Source organism: Acaryochloris marina MBIC11017, from assembly GCF_000018105.1.
Lineage (GTDB): Bacteria > Cyanobacteriota > Cyanobacteriia > Thermosynechococcales > Thermosynechococcaceae > Acaryochloris > Acaryochloris marina.
Map to the genome: position 1 here is coordinate 194292 of NC_009925.1, position 19597 is coordinate 213888.

A 19597-nucleotide genomic window follows, 5' to 3' on the forward strand; every position below is an offset into this window, starting at 1 on the left:
CAAACATGCTAGTTCATAAACGCACTTTCGGTGCGAGACTATAGTTGCTAAATACCACTAATGCAGGATTAAAGAATCAGCATCATGAAGTCTATGGTAGAGAATCATCAAGGAAATCTTGCTGTTACCCGGTTAACTGTTCAAATAGTGTGGGTCATCAAGTATTGGGAGGCCAATTATTCTCCTCTCCATTATGCAATGGAAAAGAGTATCCAAAGTGTATCAGGTAGGTTTACTTGCAGTTTAGATTCAAGTTCCCTAATTTGAGTTTTTGTAGCAAGTACTCTCCAATTTTCTGGGGCTGTAGACAAAGACTCTAGAAGCCAATTCTCAATGCGATTCTTTTCGATTGGAGTCCGTTCTTGTTCGCTCATCATCGATAATTGTTGATGAATAATATTGGAACTGGGAAACTGGAAAGGTGCTCAGGCATATTTCTGGCATACCTATCTCAATACACTCAAGTTCTATGATGACAATCGCAAACAGCTTCAGAAGAGGGCTTCTGCGAAGCTAGCGGAGACGATTTCTTGGAGGATAAATTCTGATAGTTTATCGGATCACTAACTAAATCAATCTTGAGAAAGACACCTCAAAAAAATGGCGATGCTCTATCATCACCAGAAAATTGAAAATAACCCATAGTTCATACCCTGAGTTTAAGGATGTGGAGAACGCCAGAGATAATGCAGATATCCAAGGGAGCCAACTATCTTTGGGGACTGCTAGTAATCACCCTTTTAGTCGTGGTATCAGCCAGTCATCTTGCAACTAAGAATATGAGCCACCCTCATCCAAAACAACGTTATTTTTATCAAGGTTTTATCTATCAGCCTTATGACTGGAGCGATGAAGCTTTTGAAGAAACTTTTCGGGTGATCGGGGAAAACAGTGACATCATTGGTTTCTACTTTGATGGTTTTGTGCCCTGGAATGAGGCAGCAGCAAAGAAAACCTATCATCCAGTACAGGAGCAGGAAATCCAAAAAAGAATCAATGGCATTAAACCTCACCAAAAGATTTTCCTGGGGACGAGTCTTTTAGGGAGTGATCGGGTCAGTCTCTCGGGTTATTTAGGGGAATACGAAGTTCCAAGAACAGGCAAGTGGAAAGATAAGACTTTCGATGATCCAGAAGTGATTGCGGCTTATCTTCATTGGTGTCGAGATCTCATTACCCGGTTTCAGCCTGATTATTTTATGTATGTAGCAGAGGTAGATTCTGGCCTTGTTAACGTTGATGATCCTCGCTTCCAAAGTCTACTCCGTTCGGTGAAGCAGATTTACCCAGTATTAAAACGGGAGTTCCCATCCCTGCCGATACTCATTGAATTTGTGCTAGAAAATGACGAACAGATGAGTAAACGATCGGAGGTGACTCAATCGTTATTACCCTATACGGATATGTATGCGGTGAGTACCTTCCCCTTCATTATGACGGGAGGCAATCCTGCGGATATTCCTAAGGATTGGTTTTCACGGGCAAAGGAAATCGCACCAAATAAGCCGTTCGCAGTCGTTGAAACTAATTTCTTGGCTGAAGACTTTTATCATCCAACACAGGGAATTCCTATTCCATTTAGGAAGAAACGCTTACTGATTCCGGCGCGAGAGAAGTGGCAAGCTGCGTATATTGAATTCTTGCTTTCTGAAGCCCATCGATTGGAGGCAGAGTTTGTGTTGCACTGGGGGTATCGCGATTTGGACCAATTGCAAGCCAAGTTGGATGGTACGGGTGGTGCGTTTGATTCAAATATTCATGGCTTTGCCAGTTTATCTAAAGACTGTGGACTTATTGACGAGAAAGGTCGTCCTCGCCCCTCCTTTAACGTATGGCAAAGATGGCTGTCTCTTCCAAAAGTCTAGCTTGGAGGTGAGCGCAGCCTTGAATTTTACGTGATAGCTTGTCATACATCCTTTGTGCCTTTTAAACCCTGTATGGGAACACTTAGAGCTGAAAAGTAAAAATAGTCAGGGGTTAGTTCAACTCTTAAGCTTCTTTCGCTTAAAAGCTGGAGGAATGATGAGTTCCAGCAGAACTGTTATAAAAAAACTGGGGCTTCTATTTCAATAGAGGGTTGTCCTATCACTAGACAGCGTATGACCGGTTGGAAATCTCATTTGAACATTTTGGGGAAGCTACAAGCGAAAGCGACTTTACAAAACCCGATTCACCTAATTTTGGTTTCCACTGGTTTGCTCGTCACCGGGATGATGACATCTACGATGGCCATCGGACAATCACTAACCAACAAAACCAAAAATGTTCTCGTCATTCACTCCTATCACGCAGAACTATCCTGGACCCAACAAGAAAAAGAAGGGATTGATCAAGGGTTTCAAAACAGTGGTCGCAACATTCGCCTTTTTCACGAATATCTAGACCTGAAACGGTATCCCGACGCACCCCATAAGCAGGAATATCTAAACTACCTACGGCAAAAATATCAAGACACCCCCATTGATGTATTGATGGTCGGTGACGATCCTGGCTTAAATCTGGTTCTTGAGTATCGCCGTGCATTCTTATCCCAGGTACCTCTCGTCTATTTTGGACTGAATCATGTTCGAGAGTCCCTTCTCAACGAGCCTGGGATGACGGGAGTATATGAAACTCATAGTTATGAGGAAACAATACTAGAGGCCGTTCGCCAAACAAAAAGTAACGGCATTATTCTCATCAGTGACTCTACAGCATCAGGTGATGCTAATCGCAAGCGAATCGGGCAATTGCGGACCCGTCCTCAAGCGCCTAAAGAAATCATCCATCTTGTCGATTTGGTTCCCCAAAAAATTGCTGAAGAAATTGGTCAATATCCTGACCACTGGCCCATCTTTATGCTGGGGCAACTTCGTCTAGAATCGGTCGATGGCCCCTTGATCGACTTTAATCAAGGGTCAAATCTTCTAGTTCAAACTATTCCTAACCCTATTTATTCCGTTAGTTCACTCATGATTGGTGAAGGAATTGTGGGTGGAAAAGTTTTGGATGGGAATGTCCATGCCCAACAAGCTGTTGACTTAGCGCTCCAAATCCTGGATGGCAAGCCCGTTGATCAAATTTCGCCCATTATTAAATCCAAGAATCTATGGATTTTTGATGCCAAGATGCTCAAACGGGCTGGCTTACCCCTAGACGATCTCCCGCCAGGTAGTATGCTGATTAACCAAGAAGCGTCTTGGTTAGAAGAAAATCAAACCTTACTGATTATCGTCTCAACGATCTTTTTCTCAGGCTCTGTCACCATCCTGTTGTTGATGCGTTCCATTCGCAAGCAAAGACGTATTGAAAGCGAGCTGCGGGGCAATCAAGCCAAACTCAAATTAGCTCAACAAACTCTGGAGAAGCGTGTAGAGCAAAGAACTGAGGAGCTATCAGCTGCCAAAGAAAAAGCTGAAATCGCCAACCATGCCAAAACAGAATTCCTCGCCAATATGAGCCATGAGCTTCGTACACCGTTGAATGCCATCTTGGGGTTTAGCCAGTTACTCCAAAGTGAAGGCAATCTTACTGAAGCGCACCATAGCCATGTTGGTATCATCAATCGCAGTGGCGAACACCTCCTCACCCTGATCAACGATGTCCTCGAACTTTCCAAAATTGAAGCTGGACAAACCGTTGTTAACGTATCTTCTCTCGATCTGATTGAGCTGCTAGAGACACTGCAATCGATGATGCAGCTCAAAGCTAATGCCAAAAGCATTCACCTATCGACAACTTACAATCCTGACATCCCCCACTTCATCGAAACCGACACGATTAAATTACGGCAAATTCTGATTAATCTGCTGGGGAACGCCATCAAGTTTACGAAACAAGGCCAAGTTAACTTGAATGTCCGCACCCTTGAGACCCCAAATACAGAGGGCTTGATATGTTTGCAGTTTACGGTCAGCGACACTGGTCCAGGGATCGATTCCTCTGGATTGGAAGCGATTTTCACCCCCTTCGTGCAGACTCGAACTGGTCAACAATCTCAAGAAGGGACCGGACTAGGTCTGCCGATTAGTCGTAAATTTGCCAGGCTTCTGGGAGGAGACATTACCGTTGACAGTACGCCGAACGAAGGCAGTGCGTTCCATTGCACCATCCAAGCGAAACAGACGACGATGCCCCAAGTGAGCAGCCGTCAATATACCCATGTTGTCCAGCTTGCGACCCATGAGATACCTTGGCGGATTTTAGTCGTCGACGACCAAATTGAGAACCGCCAATTAATGGTGAATCTCCTCAATTCTGTTGGCTTTGACACTCAAGAAGCGATCAATGGCCAAGAAGCGGTTGAGACAAACCAGCGCTGGCAACCCCACTTAATTTGGATGGATCTACAAATGCCAGTCATGGACGGCAAAACGGCCCTTCAACAGATTAAGGCGGTAGCTCATCCTCCCATCGTGATTGCGTTAACGGCTAATATCTTTGAATGCGATCGCACCCAAGCTTTACAAGATGGGTTTGATGGATTTGTCCGCAAACCCTTTCGCACTTCAGAAATTTGGGAACAAATGGCTGTGCATCTGCAGGTGGATTTTATCCAAGCAACTCCATCTAGCAAGCACTCTCCCGCTGCACCTGAATCTGTCGACAATACCCTGATCTTGCAAGATCTGAAACATCTATCTCCCGATTGGCAAATTCAGCTACTCAAAGCCTCTCAATCTCTTGACACCCCCAAAATTGAACAGCTTCTCACTCAAATCCCTGACCAGTACGCGTCCCTGACCAAGATCCTCACTGAGTTAGTCAGCGCCTACCGGTTTGATCTCATCTTAGAAGTCCTAGACAGCCTCAACTTGGAGTGTGGTCACCTAAGTCTTGAAAGCGACCCTCAGACTTAGGTTCAAACTCGGACTTGATGTTTGTTCAATATCGGACTTCTCTCCAGCTAGGTATCACCAGTTTGAGGAGTAGATAACAATAAGGCGCTCAGTCCCAGGAAGAACTAGGGTCTATGCTCCCATAATCTCAACCTCTACTAATGAGAACAGAGGTTACGGGTCAAGACAAGTCATTTCATCCTAAAAAAAGTATCTGCTTTTCTCGCGATTGACCAAGTTCTGAAATCGCCAGCTACAGCCTGCTATCCATGAGGATAGCCAGGTGGATGATATCAGCAAGCTATTTTATTTTCATACAAAAAATAGCCAGTCGATGGTTGTGGCTAAAGCAACAAAATAGCCAGACTAGAACTATCCCCAATTGAACATTTCCAATCAGCACAATAATGTTAAAGCACGTGTTAATGATCGTTTCTAAGTTTGCCAATGGTATAACGGCTACATCCGAAGGGATCTCGGCTGCCGAGCTAATTCATCCTTATGATGTGTTTAGAATGGCAAATTGTAAGGTGACGATCGCTAGCTCAAGAGGAGGGGCGGTAGTTTTTAAACCTCTAAGAGACCCCAGTGATTTGTCTGGAGCCTCTAATTTAGATCCCCTCTCAGCCCGATATATTGCTCAGCCGAGATTTATAAAGCGGCTTATGAACACTCCCGCAATCTCAGAGCTTAATATCAGTGATTATGATGCAATCTTTGTTTGTGGAGGGGAAGGAACACTTTATACGAAAGCGTCAGGACTAAGTTATACCAAAGCATCGGGACTGGGGATTCAAGACCATTTTTTGCAATAAACTGATCCTTAGGTCATGTGTGCATCAAACCATGCCACAAGCTGTTCGGGATGCTCTGAAAAATAGGCATACCCTCGAAAACGCTCTGCAGTCTCTTCCACCCAAATGATTTTTTTGTCTGGGTTGGGCAAGGCATCATAGAATCCTTGGATAGCCTCAGCCTGCATTGACGCATCGTTTCTGACCTGCAGCACTAAAGTTGGGATCTTGATGGCTGACACCTGCTTCATAGCGTTATAGTCATCGAGCCGGAAACCATAGATTTTCCGTTGCTGTTGGTCATAGAGTTCAGCGCCCTCTATAGGGTCAATGCCCATGCTCTGGCAAGATTTTTCAATCATGGCTCGACCCAAGACGGGCTGGAGGGCTGTCATGGAAATAATGTGTTCAAACTCTTCGGGATGCTTGGCCATGGCGATCAAGGTGGAATTACACCCTAGGCACATCGTATGCAGAGAGGTCTTCAAATCGCGAGTCTCTAGACGGCTCTTGGCGTACCGCACGGCACCAATGATATCGCGCCATTCTAGCTGACTAAAACCGTTGGCTCCCGAAGATGCACTCAAGCCATGGTCGCGAATGTCATAGGCAATGATGTTATAGCCAGCCTCATGCAGAGCTTGGTAGGCGGGCAAGAAGTTCACTTCAAAGCCGCCACGGAAGCTAAATTCTTCCAGGTGACCGGCAAAGCCATAGCGATTACCTGGCCCGAAGTGGTTGCAAATGATTAAGCGATCCGAGTCTGCGGGGATAAACCATCCCTCTAACCGAGTGCCGTCAATGGCGTTAAAGAAAATGTCCTCATACACCATGCCATACTCATTCGGGCGTCGATAGACGGGGGTCCGAGTAGGCTTTGCCATCGCTTGGGCCATGGCGTTTACGGCTTGGATCATCTGTGCTTGTTCCATGTCACTCAGTTTCTTGTTGTATTGAACGTTTCTCTATTTGGTTGAACGATTGTCAGCATTCTCCTTGGGCAAGGCTGAGGTTGCTGGTCACATTAGAGGTACTGATCAAACCAGTTCACAAATGCTTCAGGCGACCGTCCCAGATAGTTGTAGCCTGCAAACCGGCTGGCTTCTAATCGGAGAGTGTCAGTTATGGATTAACCAAACTCTCTAAAATTGTGAATACTATGTCTTTTAGGACTTCAGAGTTCCTGTGCGCTCATTATTAAGTCCGACGACATTGCTTGTAGCGGAATATTACATAGCCGAGGTTAGTTTTACCCTGTAGAAAAGAGACTCGGCTTGAGTGGCAGTGAGGACAATCCATTAAAAGCGGACAGAGTATAAGGGTAAGAAATCAGCCTGCCAGACTGGCGGTAATCCCTCAATTTTGGCTACTCGGGACTGACGATTTCAACTTGGGAGCCGCTAGATATTTATTAAACCAACTTAATATCGGTTCAGAGTTCTCTCCTATCCAGTTGTAACAAGCCATACGATTCTGGAGCGCATTTTTCATTTTAGGCAAGTCTAACAACAGAATCTCTTTTTCAACGTTTAATTCCTCGTATAACTCATTAAGGAATTCTTCATTGAGATAGCTATCATTCATATTCTGGATGATTAACGTCGGCACTGTAATATCCTTTACAAAAGGTCGCCAAGTTAGTTCGTTAAAATCCTCTCCAGTTTGTTTTTTGATAGATTTTGTTGTGCTATCGACCAAAAAGTTTGGTAAACCCATCGCATTAACAAAACATGTATAATCCATCGGCTGGACTGAAATCATACACTTAATATTTTCATACTGTTTTAGCCCGTTTTCCATACCAAAGGCTGCTACACTCGCCCCTTGTCCCATGCATATGCTCAGCAAACCGATTTCAGCATCCTTGTATGTGCCATGATTAGTCATAAAATCAACCGCAGCTAGCACATCTTTAGCTTCTTCTTTTCCCCAGCTGATATAGGGCAATGTGCCAAGAGAACTCTTTCCGTGATTACGCATATCGTACATAAGCACGGAATAGCCTGCTTCATTTAAGTACTTCGCCTGACGAAGAAAGCGAACATCTTCGTCCCAACCTTTAATAAAACCTTTGCCTTCTCTGGTATAGCCTGAGCGAGAGCATTGCACACCAAAGTGAGACTGAATAATGACTTTATTGGTACTGCCTTTGATCAACCAACCTGAGAGCTCAACACCATCTTTAGCGCTGAAAGTCACAGCTTCATAATCGAGGCCGTAGTTTTTGGGGTCATCAAACACTGGAGATTGGTAGGGTTTAATAAATGTATTGGCAATCATCTTTCCCAGCATTGGTCTTGCTCCTGATCTGTAAATTAAACTACTCATTCGGGCGTTGATAGACGGGGGACTGAGTGGGCTTTGCCATCGCTTGGGCCATGGCGTTTACGGCTTGGAACATCTGTTCTTTTTCCATGCCACTCAGTCTCTTGTTGTGTTGAACGGGTGTTAGCATTCCCCTTGGGCAAGGCTGAGGTTGCTGGTCGTATTAGAGGTACTGATCAAACCAGCCCACAAATGCTTCTGGAGACCGTCCCAGATAGTCGTAGCCCGCAAACCGGCTGGCTTCTAAGTCCAGCATCCGCAGATCTTTTTCCACGGTCAGGGCATCGTAGTAGGACTGCACCATGTCCAGATTGGTCCAGGGATCGTTCTGGTTCTGAAGGACCAATGTGGGGACTGAAATTTTAGGGGCATCGTTGATAAAGTTGGGCTCAGCCATATTGAAGCCGAGGCGATCGCGAGAGACCTTGGCCCCGGCGCGCTCCATAAATCCAGGCATGCCCAGTGCTTTGACGAAGTAGCTGTAAAGCAGGGGCTGCACGTTAACCAGCGCCTTTACCTTGTCACGACTGGCTAACCCATCTGCTAAGCCGTAGGCATAGGTGGTGGAAGCAGCCCCCATGCAGATACTAAGCAGCCCCACACTGGCATTGGCAAACTCAGGTCGAGCCGAAACAAAGTCTACTGCTGCCACGACATCCTTAGCTTCTTCAGGCCCCCAGCTCACCCACGGAATCGTACCTAGGTCGCTTTCTCCATGCCCCCGCAGGTCATACATCAATACGGAATAGCCCTGCTCAGCAAGGTATTTGGCCTGGCGTAAAAACTTGATGTCTTCTTTCCAGGGTGCGATCGGCCCTCTGCCTTTGGGAGACCAGCCACCACGGTTGCATTGCACACCAAAATGGCTCTGCACAATCACGCGGTCTGTGCCTCCTTTGATCAACCAGCCCCGCAGGGTTACACCGTCACGCGCTTTGAACTCCACATTTTCGTAGTTGAGTCCATAGTCTGTAGGACTGTCAAACAACGGTGACTGGGATGGCTTGACCATCATATTGGAAACCATATTGCCAAACATATCTGACCTCTTGATGAGCGTGATGACGTTGAATCGTGTGATGACTGTGTTGGCGGGTGACTTATTACACTGGCGGCATTAGTAATGGGGTAACTTGGTCGATAAAGGCCTGGCGAGAGTCAGCTTTAGCGATCATCCCTGCTAGCATTTCTGCATCAGAACCGACCGGGTTGTTGATGGGGGTGTCTTGGGTCGCACATTCAAAAATTTTGTCGGCTACTTCTTGAGGATCAGCAACTTGGCCACCCTGGTTGGCCATCTTCTGAGCGACGTCTTGCAAGTGAGTATGCAACTTCTCAGCATGAGCCACTAGTTCGGCATCTCCAGCTTTAAGGATGTCGCTGGTATTGGCATTAAACCGGGTCGTCGGATAGGCCCCAGGTAGAACACTTTTTACTCGAATGTTAAATGGCTTGTAATCAAAGGCCATACCTTCCGTGAGGCCCTGAACAGCATGCTTGGTTGAGGCGTAAATTGAGATGGTGGGTGCGGCGAGCATACCTGCCATGGACGTTACGTTAATGATGCAGCCTGATTTTTGTTGACGCATAAACGGCAAAACGGCACGGGACACATTCATGACGCCAAAGACGTTGGTTTCAAACATTGCCCGAATGTTTTCGTCTGTTGCTTGCTCAAACAGGGAGTGGCCACCGTAGCCTGCGTTATTAACCAGCACATCAATGGTGCCAAAGGTGGTGATTGTCAATTTAACCGCGACTTCAATACTGGCTGGTTCAGTTACATCGAGTCGGGTTACAACTACATTTTCAAGTTGTGTGAGGTCCGTTTCGCGCTCCGGAGAACGCATTGTAGCCACCACATTCCAGCCAGATTGCTGAAACTTCAGGGCGGCCAGTTTACCAAATCCTGAACTTGCCCCTGTGATTAGGACCGTTTTCTGATTCATGAGTTTGACTCCTGATTGTGGTGATTGAGGGTTGATATTGAACGGCTTTGCTATCGGGTAAATTATTCGTTATTGATTGCGATCGCCCCATGAATTAACGCGGATAGTCCATACGTCATCGTCGATTCAAATTCCCAGGGGGGCTGATTGACTTCTGGATGCCGCAGCGCTTCCAGCAAATTTTCACTGGGATTAGAGAGGGGCCAAAGGCCAGCAATCATTGAGTAGGTGCATTGAATCACCATGATCCACTGCTGCTGATTGAGGCGGGGGAACACCGATACCAAACTCTCTAATAGTTCTTGGTAGGTGGTATAACCTTGTTTTTTGAATTTAATCAGTTGCTCAACGGAGGAATTACGCTCCATGGAGATTGAAAGTTGGGGAATCAGATTGAGTAATGTTTCATGTTGCAGCAGTGTTTCGACCCAAACCTGAGTCATTTCCGATACGTTATCCACCGATGCCATTTGCTGAAGTCGGTTTATTAATGCGCGCACAAATACAATTTGTTCTGCTTCGTAAATGACTAAGAAAATCTCCTCTCGGGTCGAGAAGTAGCGATAAATATTGGCTTTGCTAATTCCTGCCTCACGGGCAATCCCGTTGAGGCTAATTTCTTCATATGCCAACTCAGAGAAGAGAGACTGAGCTGCTTCAAGAATTTCTTCTCGCCTAGCAGCTTTTTGGCTTTGACTCCGTGCTCTTGCCCAACTCATAGATAATTAAGTAACCACTGGTCACATAATAAGTGACCAGTGGTTACTTGTCAACCCCTGCTTGAGGTAATTGAAGGGTTGATACTGTTGGCGAACTCCTAAATTGAGCCTCAAACTCAGTAAGTTCGTTCTCAGCTCCTGAGCTGAATCACCGAGATCTTATTGATTCAGAGCTGAACTTGAATTCGCCAACAGTATCGAATCATTGCCATACCCCAAGAAAGGTTGCCATCAGAATGGACCTCGGAATGGTTAATACTTGACGGCCCTCATTGGATATTGAATATGCCCATAGACCTCAAATTATCTTGGTGCAAGTTATGAGTCGTCTTACCTTGGCCACATGATCAAGTTAACAGTGCTGTTCAATCGTCATCACTCCCCTCCAGCCCCATGAAAGGGAGGAGCCTGAACAATGGAAGACAAAAGTCCTTAGTGTGAATTGTCAAAGTATGAATCATTAAAGTCTAAATCCAACGCCTTTAAGACTAAGCTCGCCGTTAGGAAAGCAGAATTGCTTTGCTGGCCAGTAATCAAGTTGCTGTCTTGAATTACAAATGGTGTGAAGGCAGAACTCGCCACAAATTTTGCACCGCGCTTTTTGGCCTCCTCTTCTACAACAAAAGGAACCATCATCGGGCCAAAGTTTTTACTCATCCACTGCTCTTCTTTCTTAGAGAATCCAGTGATCATTTTGCCTTGAATCAACGGTTCGCCATTATCCAAGGTGGCATTCAGGAGTAAGCAAGCGCCTCGACAGAGGGTTGCACTCGGTTTCTCGTCTTGGTAAAAGCTGACAAATAAATCGGTCAAAGCCTTGTCTTTTGGGAAAGTATAGAGGGTTCCCTGACCACCACAAACAAAGATTGCATCATAGTCCTGTGTATTGAGATTTGAGATCGCAGGGGTATTCGATAACTGATCGGTAAACGCCGCTTGGGTAATATATCGAGCAGAGAGGATATCCAGCGACAAGAACCCAGACGGATCACGAGGTTCACTCTGTGCATCAAGTTCAATCGGGCCACCCTGGGAACTTGCGATGGTCACCTGGCAGCCAGAGGCTTTGAGCACAGCGTAAGGATGGATCAGTTCAACAGCACAGATCCCCACGGGTTTGCCGATGTTGCTGGTAGCAGAGTTGGAAACGATCATTAAGATGTGCTTTGACATTTTGAAGATTGATGGGTACTGGGTTGATGAGGTATTTCTGAGCAGAGGTCAAATTGCTATTTCAGCCATGTTTTTGAGTTAGCTTATGTTTTGACTAATCAAACTGAACATTTTTATTTGCAGATAATTTTAATATGGCTATTTTGCATCTACAGCCACAACTATCTACTGGTTATTTCTTTGAGGTAAAAAGGATAATCTTCAGGTATCATCCACCTGGATATCCACCAGCATCATTGGCTGTTTTAGCTAGACTATTCCCCACTCACGAGTGCGATAACTGCTCCCTATATCTAAAAATTTATAAAGAAGGAATAGGGTAGGGCATTAAGGGCATTAGCGATAAGTAGAGTTTGGGTTTTTTGGAGGAGAATAAAGGGATTAACCTCTGTTTCAAATCACGAAAAATTCTTATCAATTATCTGTCAATTATGGATTAGATAGTTGCTAAGATGATTGAAATAATTTCCTTTTTAAATAAGCGAATATTTGCACCGTTATACATCTTTTTGATGATGCTTATTTTGTTGTTATTAACCTAAGAAGGGTTAAGCTTAGTCGTCAATATTCAGAAGCAACACAACGTCAACCGTATCACTCCAACCTTCCAGATTTAGCGAGAAAGTTAGCACTTGCTCAGATCCGTCCTTGTGGAGAAAGTGGCTCTTCGCAGATATTTTCTCAGTAAGAATAAAGAAGTTCTCCAACAATATCGAGACGGGCGATCTGCCTTTAACACCAGCCTAGATCGTTTGTCCTATCTCCTCAAAAATGTCAGAACTCAGCATCCTAGTTCACTATTCTCAATAGTCAATACTATTGAATGAAATACTCCTGATTTTTAATCGAGAAATCAACTATTTCAAGGCTTGAGTTTTTACTAGAATTCTCAACTAAAATATTGGACACTGAATTCTGAAACTTTCCAAAATGCTCCAAGTTTTTGTATAGAGAACATTCCAAAAAAGAATTTAAAAATTGACAAGATTACTAACGTCAAACCTGGTGGTGGAACTCTACATAAAACTCGACTGACCCTATCGGCTCAACCTTATGGGAAATTTTAGGTTCGATGATACCAGGGAGTTCCGAGCTGATCACATGTTCCTCAGGGGGATTCGTGAGAATTTGATATCGCAGTTGGCCAGATATGACACAAAGCTTACCCCAACTTCCTTCTCTAGTGGTATGGGAATGGAGTAGTGCGTTTGGAATTGTATCTTGTGTAAAGACCGAGGTTTGACGGTAAGCTGTAACATTCTTGGGGAGTATTTTCATGATAGTTTTCCGAGGATTGAAGCTTGCTGAAAGAACGTCTTGATCAACCTACCTATAAGGGATCTCATGCTCATCTTGTGGTTTAGAAATGGTAGTCCAGCAGTGACGGCAAAACCAATGAGGACCCTCATGACTCACCTGTTGAACCATTGTATGGGAGCAGTAAGGGCATGTCGGTGTTGAGCAGTAAGGACAAGATTGCATCGTATCAACCTCCGATGAGAATCAATTAAGGAAATTATTCTGGTCTTGGGATCTTTGACTGGCTTAGGAAGGACCTGCATTACAGCAGTCTTTAAATTCAAATTCAGTTTGCCGAGTAGATTGCCGATGGCCCAGCCTGGCCGACAGTTGCATCGCCCGCTCTACAAACCCAGGTGCAATGTAGCTAGCGAAGATGGCTATCTTAGATTGCCAGCCCACCCAAATCTCTTTCTTGCCAGAGCGCAAGCCTTTTACAAAGGCTTTGGCGACATCACTAGGCGAACTAGCAATCACCCAGGCAAATTTATCCGTATTTTGAACCATATCCGTTTCGGTTAGGGTCGGCAATAAGGCAACGACCTGAACGTTATAACTAGCTAACTCCATACGAAGAGATTGAGTCATTCCCAACAAAGCAAATTTGGTCGCTGAGTAGGTGGAGTAGGTGGGGGCAGCAAGTTTCCCCATTAAGCTTGAGACATTGACAATAGTTCCAGCCCGATGCTTTACCATATGCTGAGCTATCAGTCTGGTAATCGCAAAGGTCCCACACAGATTTAAACGAATCTCAGCTTCAAATTCTTCAATGGTGGAGCTGAGAAAACTGGCCTGATGTGCCACCCCTGCATTGTTCACTAGCAGATCAATCGGACCAAAATCGGACAGTGCTTGGGGAATGAATTGCTTAATCTGTCCTGTTTGAGTCAAATCTAGTGAGATCACAACCACATCAACTTCAGGGGCCAATTGGTGTATCTCTCTAGTTAAGTGCTTTAAACAACATTGCTGACGGGCAATGAGTATCAGACGAGCGATACCCTGCTGGGCAAGTTCAAGAGCGATCGCTTTGCCTATACCTCGTGATGCTCCTGTAATCAAGGCGGTCTTGTTTTTGAGTCTCATTCTTAGCTTCTCCCAGCTCGATTAGGTATCGGTCATCTTCAAAACCAATGTTGCTGTGTAGGGTGAGTGAATTCCAAACTGTAACGGCCACTAGGTAAACGATATGGGTTACCAAACTATTAGTAATGATGAGTGTCTAACAGGGTGAACATCCAAACGGATGAAGACTAACAGCGAAAATGTGTCCTACTGTTTTCTTGAAGTCTTTTGCTGTTCCGTACATACTCAATATGCTGAATCTTCATCTACATGTCTTTGAGGTAGCTCAAAGAGCAGCCCTTTTATATGAAAGCCACTGTTGAACAACTTGCAGGACTCTCTCTTTTTGCAGAACTGCGTCCCCAAGATTTAGAAACGCTGCAACCCCATACTCAGATTCGAACCTACCGAAAAGAAGAGATTCTTATTCATGAGGGAGATCTGATTCCTGAAAAACTGCATGTGTTGTTCAAAGGGGTACTGCAAGTCGTTAAAAGTTCAGCAACGGGGAAGGAGACGATTTTGCGGCGGCTGAGGGCAGGTGATATCTTTGCTGCTCCAGCTCTGTTTGGAGACGCATTAGCTCCAGCAACGGTCTTGGCAATTGAGGATTGCCAGGTATTAACCATTGATAGAGCAGACCTTTTGAGGGCGATTCAAGAAGCTCCAGAACTGGCGCTGAGCATCTTGGTGGTCTTTAACCAGCGGCTCCAGCAGTTGCATAAGATGGTGCATGGGTTGGTTTCAGAGCGAGCAGTGGTGCGTTTGGCTCAGCTCATCCAATATTCAGCTCTACAGCATGGAACTAAGGTGACGGAGGCAGGTGAGCAGCTTCAGATCAAGTTGCCCTACTACCAAATGGCACGGAGCATCGGGATTACTTATGAAGAATGTGCTCGCTTAATGAAAGGACTCCATGCAGTAGTGGCCTATCAAAGGGGTGGCAAAATTGTCATTCTTGATCCGGAGGAATTGACAGCCATCGCTGAAGGGCAAAAAGAAATTTAGCTTGTATGAGGTAGCTCATAGTTGTTCGTAGGCAATCTTGGCAGACTTAAACCTGTTCAAGTTACCGAGACGAAAATGAACTATGGCGCTACAAACAGAACTTCTGACAAATAGCTTTGACCTGCTTCGAGAGAATGAAGCAGAATTCACCCAAGTGTTTTACGGCACATTATTTACGGACTACCCACAGGTGAAACCGCTGTTCTCCAACACTCATATGGATGAACAGGCCAAGAAATTATTTGCTTCTCTACTATTAGTGGTAAACAACCTGACAAAGCCCGATGCGCTTTCCTCAGCTCTGAAAGGTTTAGGCACTCGACATGTGAAGTATGGCGTTCTACCCGAACATTACCCCCTGGTTGGTAGCACCCTCCTCAAATCAATGGCAGCGACTCTCAAAGATCAGTGGACTCCAGATATTGAGGCAGCCTGGACTGATGCCTATGGGGCGATCACTGAAATCATGCTGGAGGGGACGGATTACCCCGAAGAAGTATTGATCTCTGAAAGTATGTCAGCAACTTAAAAGAACTATGAATCAGCGCTTTCAATCGCAACCCTATAAGAGTCTTTGCTTAGCAACAATTGCCTTTGCGATCTCATTTGCCAGTTGGGGGGTGATCGCTGGGGTTGCTCCCTTACTGAAACAAGAATTAGGACTCTCGGCTACTCAAGTTAGCCTCATGGTCGCTATCCCGGTTCTACTGGCGGCCTTGGGTCGGATCCCCTTAGGCATCCTCACAAATCGGTTTGGGGGGCGTTTGGTCTTTAGCCTATTATTGATTCTCGGGATTATTCCTCCTGTCGCTTTGGCGCTGAATCACTCTTACCTCAGCCTCCTATTCTAGGGACTCTGGCTAGGTTTAGCAGGGAGTTCCTTTACCGTTGGCATTGCCTTTGTATCCACTTGGTTCCCTACACGAGCACAAGGGACCGCTCTAGGCATCTATGGTTTGGGAAATATTGGGCAATCGATTGCTTTGATTGGGGGACCATTGTTAGCCCATCGCTTTGGAATTGCGGCTCCGTTTCTCTTATTTGGTCTAGCGTCCCTCACTTGGGGGATTGTTTTCGCTATTTTTGCGCGGAACGCAAGAGGGAAAAGGGTGCCCAAGACTATTGGGCAGAATTTCAAGTTCCTCCGTCGAACAAAGCTGGCCTGGGTACTCAGCCTGTTCTATTCACTGACTTTTGGTGGGTTTGTGACTCTCAGCATCTATTTGCCCACGATTTATCAAGAGACCTTTTCAATCAATTCAACTACTGCAGGGGCACTCACGGCTACCTTTGTGATCGTCGCGACGGCTTGTCGGCCTTTTGGAGGATGGGTGAGTGATCGCATAGGCGGCAGAAAACTCTTATTAATTGTCTTGTTAGGGGTCTTCCTCATTGGATGGACTTTGGCTATCCAATCAATGCTCCTCTTTACTCTAGGTAGCATTGGGAGTGCGGTTCTTCTAGGACTAGGCAATGGAGGAGTCTTCAAACTTGTTCCCGAATATTTTCCTAAACAGACTGGCACCGTCACAGGCTTAGTGGGAGCAGCAGGAGGGCTGGGCGGTTTCTTTCCACCCATCTTTCTAGGAGTGATGAAAGATATGATGGGCAGCTATACATTCGGTTTTTTAGCTTTAAGTCTATTTGGCCTTATTTGTGCTGGAGTATTATGCATCACTTTCTTAGAAGTAAATCCCCCCAATTCGACTGTCCCTTCTCGATAGTGTTATTGATGAACTCGTGGTTGCGCTGGAGAATAGCGAACCCCAAAACAGATTTGGCATGTCAGTATCAGTTACTTCAGACTTATGATTGTTTCCAATCTTTGAGCTGGGTTTTAATTGCAAGTATGTTTAGTTATGTCCTTTTTGGGCCGCTGCATCGATGCTGATTGATCCAGCCCCAGTGTAAATCACCATCAGGAGTCCCCCGATTAAACCCACATTTTTCAAGAAGGCATTGACTTGGCTTGGATCGCCAATGAAATTATGAAATACCAGCGTGGCTGGAATCAGAAACAGAATCAGCAATAGTGCACCAAGTTTAACTTTATAGCCCATGACCAGAGATAAGCCTCCCACAAGTTGAAAAACAATGGTGCCAATAGCGAGTGCTGGGGCCAAGGGGAGAGTTTTACCAATCATCTCAACGAAACCAGAAAATCCCAGTAGATGGTCAATTCCAGCCTTGAAAAAGATAAGGGACAAACAGATGCGAGCTGCCAAGGGTATGTATGTCATCAGCTTTATCCTTTATGAGGTAAGGGGGGCTTTTATATCTTGAAGAATTTGACTGACATTTGTCAGGGTTCATTCAGGTTCAGACAACCCTATTATTTCGAGTGATTGAAAGCAGCGATTAACGTGAAGGTCTTAAGAGTGCGGTTGCTCCCTGTATCAATTGGATTTCCGTAAACTCTCGGATACAGAAAACACAAGAGCTTATTTACTATAGAGGAATAAATATATAAATAAATCTAGTAATCAATAACTATGTCACCGTTAGAAAAAGAACTTCTTCCTATAGATGAGACTGAAGTATTCCCAGAAAATGACGAGCTAGAGATTGTAGACCTTGATGATCTACTGAAAGAACTACAGCAAGATTGAGGCTTAAAAATACTACTCGAAAAGATTAACCCTACATGGATCCTAATAGCCTTGCAGTCTGGAAAAACTTAGAGACTCATCTGGGTACTCCTTTCAGGAGAAATATGGTGGATCTCGTGTTGGAGATAGCCCGTGACCGGACTACCGATCCGCATAAGATTGCCACTTGGATGGTGACGACCTCTACTTCCATCTGTCATGCAACTTTCGGGACAAATGATCCCATGCCCTTGCTCTCACTCTATATCCGGGCATTAGATACCCAATATCCAGCCACCATGCAGGAAATTTATCAAATATTAGCCAATGAAGGCTTAGTGAAATATGCTCCTTCATCACTGAAACGTGACGACTTCACGAGTATCCTCTGGGCTGCGGGTTCGACCTTTGCTAACGGCGAATTAAAACTGATAGAAGATAAGATCTATATCAGCCCTCAAGGATTACAGCGTTTGAGATCGATCTGGAAAGCACCAACGTGACAAACCAACAATCCTCGACTTTTATCGAAATAGAGCAGATTCAGGTACTTCTTAATTCGGACAGTTTCAAACTCAACTGTCAGCTCTGGCGAAAGGATTACTCTCTGCTTATAGTCTCAGCTCTTTCAATCATCAGACACTCAATCGCTTTGCCCTACTAAGACGAATGTTTTTGTGCTATTGACTTTAGGCATTGTTTTCATCAAAAATCTAGCAGCAACTCGAAGTTAATCTCTGATTGTAGTTAACCCCAATTCGGGTTAAGCCCATTTTTGAGCCTCTTCTACGAAAGGATGAAGGTTTCAGCCTTTATCCCGAACTCAGGTTTCATTAAATAAATTCTTTTATTCCTAGAAGAAATTTTTTAAAAAAAAAGGGACAGTTCACGGTACTGGAACTGCCCATAAATATTCTGTGATAGATGAGAGAATTGCTCTATTCTCATCTCTTTCAATTGAGAATACCCAGGTCGGGAGCATACCTGACAAAGTGATGCGAATGAATTTCAAAGTCTTACTCAATTAAGATGTTCCTACATCAGAAGGCGTATAGTTCGAGATTTCACTGAGATTGTCAAGGTCTTTAGTACAGCTAAAACACGACTTCCTCTCGCTGACCAGCTCATTCCCTTATTCTTCTGGCGATGTCCGATGACAACATCTACTCCATTTTTTAGCTCGACCACTGCCAACTGTCATTCCAAAATGCTAGCGACGACGGTAATCAACATTGGGTCAAAGCTGGAGAGTTGATTGGCTACATGAGCAACACAGAATGGTCTACTGCTCCTTATCTGAGAAATGAGCGTGAAGACTCTAACTATACGAATGTTATTTGGAGATGTGTTTAACGCTTATTTCTAAGCATATTGACAATCTACAAACTCGAATTATAAAAAAGCTGTTGTTTGATGTGATAAATATCACTATTTATGAAAAAGATTTCCATAAAAACTTCAGGTTTTATGGAAACTATTCTCTCATAAAATGCTTTAAATAAGTTATATATTTGAAATATTTGGGAATTTTAAATCGTAAGATGTTCACTTTAGTTTCTTGGTGATGGACAACCAAAAGATAAACATCTTCAGGCAGGGACGAGTTGTGAACTATTTTCCTTAGTCTTGAGCTGGACCCTCATACGATGGGATTTACAACTTAGTCTCTGTCTGCATCTAATTGAGATATAAATGAGGATGCGACAACGCCTCGAAATACCCATTACCTAACAAAATGGCCTGTATTTTGCTGCTAAAGCACTGCCGTTACGTCACTTCAATATATAGAGTTGCTCATCTCTATACGAAATTGGTATTGGCTGCTTTCCTGTAACTAGGCTTTGATGCGCTTTCTTCAAG

16 protein-coding genes and 2 pseudogenes are annotated in these 19597 nt (G+C 44.6%); 7 read left to right on the forward strand and 11 right to left on the reverse strand.

Annotation, left to right across the window (positions count from 1 at the left end):
- Positions 1–686 precede the first annotated feature (686 nt).
- Together AM1_RS00860 and AM1_RS37410 are read left to right on the forward strand one after the other, a co-directional pair.
- A complete protein-coding gene (locus AM1_RS00860) occupies positions 687–1865 on the forward strand; it encodes a hypothetical protein (RefSeq protein WP_012160893.1) in 1179 nt (392 codons plus the stop codon).
- Positions 1866–2099: 234 nt separating this feature from the next.
- Positions 2100–4838: an ATP-binding protein gene (locus tag AM1_RS37410; RefSeq protein WP_049783669.1), complete on the forward strand. Its 2739-nt coding sequence runs from the start codon at positions 2100–2102 to the stop codon at positions 4836–4838.
- A gap of 802 nt (positions 4839–5640) precedes the next feature.
- Here AM1_RS37410 and AM1_RS00875 read toward each other — a convergent pair.
- The 8 genes and pseudogenes from AM1_RS00875 to AM1_RS00900 form a co-directional block, all read right to left on the reverse strand.
- Positions 5641–6543: an alpha/beta hydrolase family protein gene (locus AM1_RS00875; protein ID WP_012160896.1), complete on the reverse strand. Its 903-nt coding sequence runs from the start codon at positions 6541–6543 to the stop codon at positions 5641–5643.
- A gap of 268 nt (positions 6544–6811) precedes the next feature.
- Positions 6812–6910: pseudogene (locus AM1_RS44650) on the reverse strand (IS6 family transposase); the annotation flags it as partial.
- Positions 6911–6967: 57 nt separating this feature from the next.
- Complete coding sequence (locus AM1_RS00880; RefSeq protein ID WP_012160898.1) at positions 6968–7903, reverse strand: alpha/beta hydrolase; 936 nt, start codon at positions 7901–7903, stop codon at positions 6968–6970.
- Between the two features lie 28 nt (positions 7904–7931).
- Positions 7932–8066: a hypothetical protein gene (locus AM1_RS43870; RefSeq protein WP_012160899.1), complete on the reverse strand. Its 135-nt coding sequence runs from the start codon at positions 8064–8066 to the stop codon at positions 7932–7934.
- 33 nt (positions 8067–8099) lie between these two features.
- Positions 8100–8975: an alpha/beta hydrolase family protein gene (locus AM1_RS00885; protein ID WP_012160900.1), complete on the reverse strand. Its 876-nt coding sequence runs from the start codon at positions 8973–8975 to the stop codon at positions 8100–8102.
- A 64-nt stretch (positions 8976–9039) separates the two neighbouring features.
- Positions 9040–9885: an SDR family oxidoreductase gene (locus AM1_RS00890; protein WP_012160901.1), complete on the reverse strand. Its 846-nt coding sequence runs from the start codon at positions 9883–9885 to the stop codon at positions 9040–9042.
- A 62-nt stretch (positions 9886–9947) separates the two neighbouring features.
- A complete protein-coding gene (locus AM1_RS00895) occupies positions 9948–10604 on the reverse strand; it encodes a TetR/AcrR family transcriptional regulator (protein ID WP_012160902.1) in 657 nt (218 codons plus the stop codon).
- Positions 10605–11036: 432 nt separating this feature from the next.
- The gene (locus AM1_RS00900) at positions 11037–11759 is read right to left on the reverse strand and encodes a type 1 glutamine amidotransferase domain-containing protein (protein WP_238549131.1); all 723 of its coding nucleotides are present in this window, start codon (positions 11757–11759) and stop codon (positions 11037–11039) included.
- Positions 11760–12409: 650 nt separating this feature from the next.
- Between AM1_RS00900 and AM1_RS42965 the strand changes: the two genes are divergently transcribed.
- A complete protein-coding gene (locus tag AM1_RS42965) occupies positions 12410–12604 on the forward strand; it encodes a CHASE3 domain-containing protein (protein ID WP_315897247.1) in 195 nt (64 codons plus the stop codon).
- A gap of 169 nt (positions 12605–12773) precedes the next feature.
- On the opposite strand, the gene AM1_RS44180 is transcribed toward AM1_RS42965, so the two are convergent.
- Both AM1_RS44180 and AM1_RS00905 read right to left on the reverse strand, forming a co-directional pair.
- On the reverse strand, positions 12774–13055 hold the full coding sequence (locus tag AM1_RS44180; RefSeq protein ID WP_071819919.1) for a DUF1971 domain-containing protein: 282 nt from the start codon (positions 13053–13055) through the stop codon (positions 12774–12776).
- Between the two features lie 267 nt (positions 13056–13322).
- The gene (locus AM1_RS00905; protein WP_012160907.1) at positions 13323–14162 is read right to left on the reverse strand and encodes an SDR family NAD(P)-dependent oxidoreductase; all 840 of its coding nucleotides are present in this window, start codon (positions 14160–14162) and stop codon (positions 13323–13325) included.
- A gap of 285 nt (positions 14163–14447) precedes the next feature.
- Between AM1_RS00905 and AM1_RS00910 the strand changes: the two genes are divergently transcribed.
- The 3 genes and pseudogenes from AM1_RS00910 (at position 14448) to AM1_RS38350 (ending at position 16873) form a co-directional block, all read left to right on the forward strand.
- Positions 14448–15149 carry a Crp/Fnr family transcriptional regulator gene (locus tag AM1_RS00910; protein WP_012160908.1) on the forward strand — a complete coding sequence of 234 codons (702 nt, stop codon included), beginning with the start codon at positions 14448–14450 and terminating at the stop codon, positions 15147–15149.
- Positions 15150–15231: 82 nt separating this feature from the next.
- A complete protein-coding gene (locus AM1_RS00915; RefSeq protein WP_012160909.1) occupies positions 15232–15678 on the forward strand; it encodes a globin family protein in 447 nt (148 codons plus the stop codon).
- A 7-nt stretch (positions 15679–15685) separates the two neighbouring features.
- A pseudogene (locus tag AM1_RS38350) lies at positions 15686–16873 on the forward strand (MFS transporter).
- Between the two features lie 129 nt (positions 16874–17002).
- Here AM1_RS38350 and AM1_RS00925 read toward each other — a convergent pair.
- Complete coding sequence (locus AM1_RS00925) at positions 17003–17389, reverse strand: DoxX family protein (RefSeq protein ID WP_041658542.1); 387 nt, start codon at positions 17387–17389, stop codon at positions 17003–17005.
- Between the two features lie 404 nt (positions 17390–17793).
- Between AM1_RS00925 and AM1_RS00930 the strand changes: the two genes are divergently transcribed.
- The gene (locus AM1_RS00930; RefSeq protein ID WP_041658549.1) at positions 17794–18240 is read left to right on the forward strand and encodes a hypothetical protein; all 447 of its coding nucleotides are present in this window, start codon (positions 17794–17796) and stop codon (positions 18238–18240) included.
- The last annotated feature ends 1357 nt before the right edge of the window (positions 18241–19597 follow it).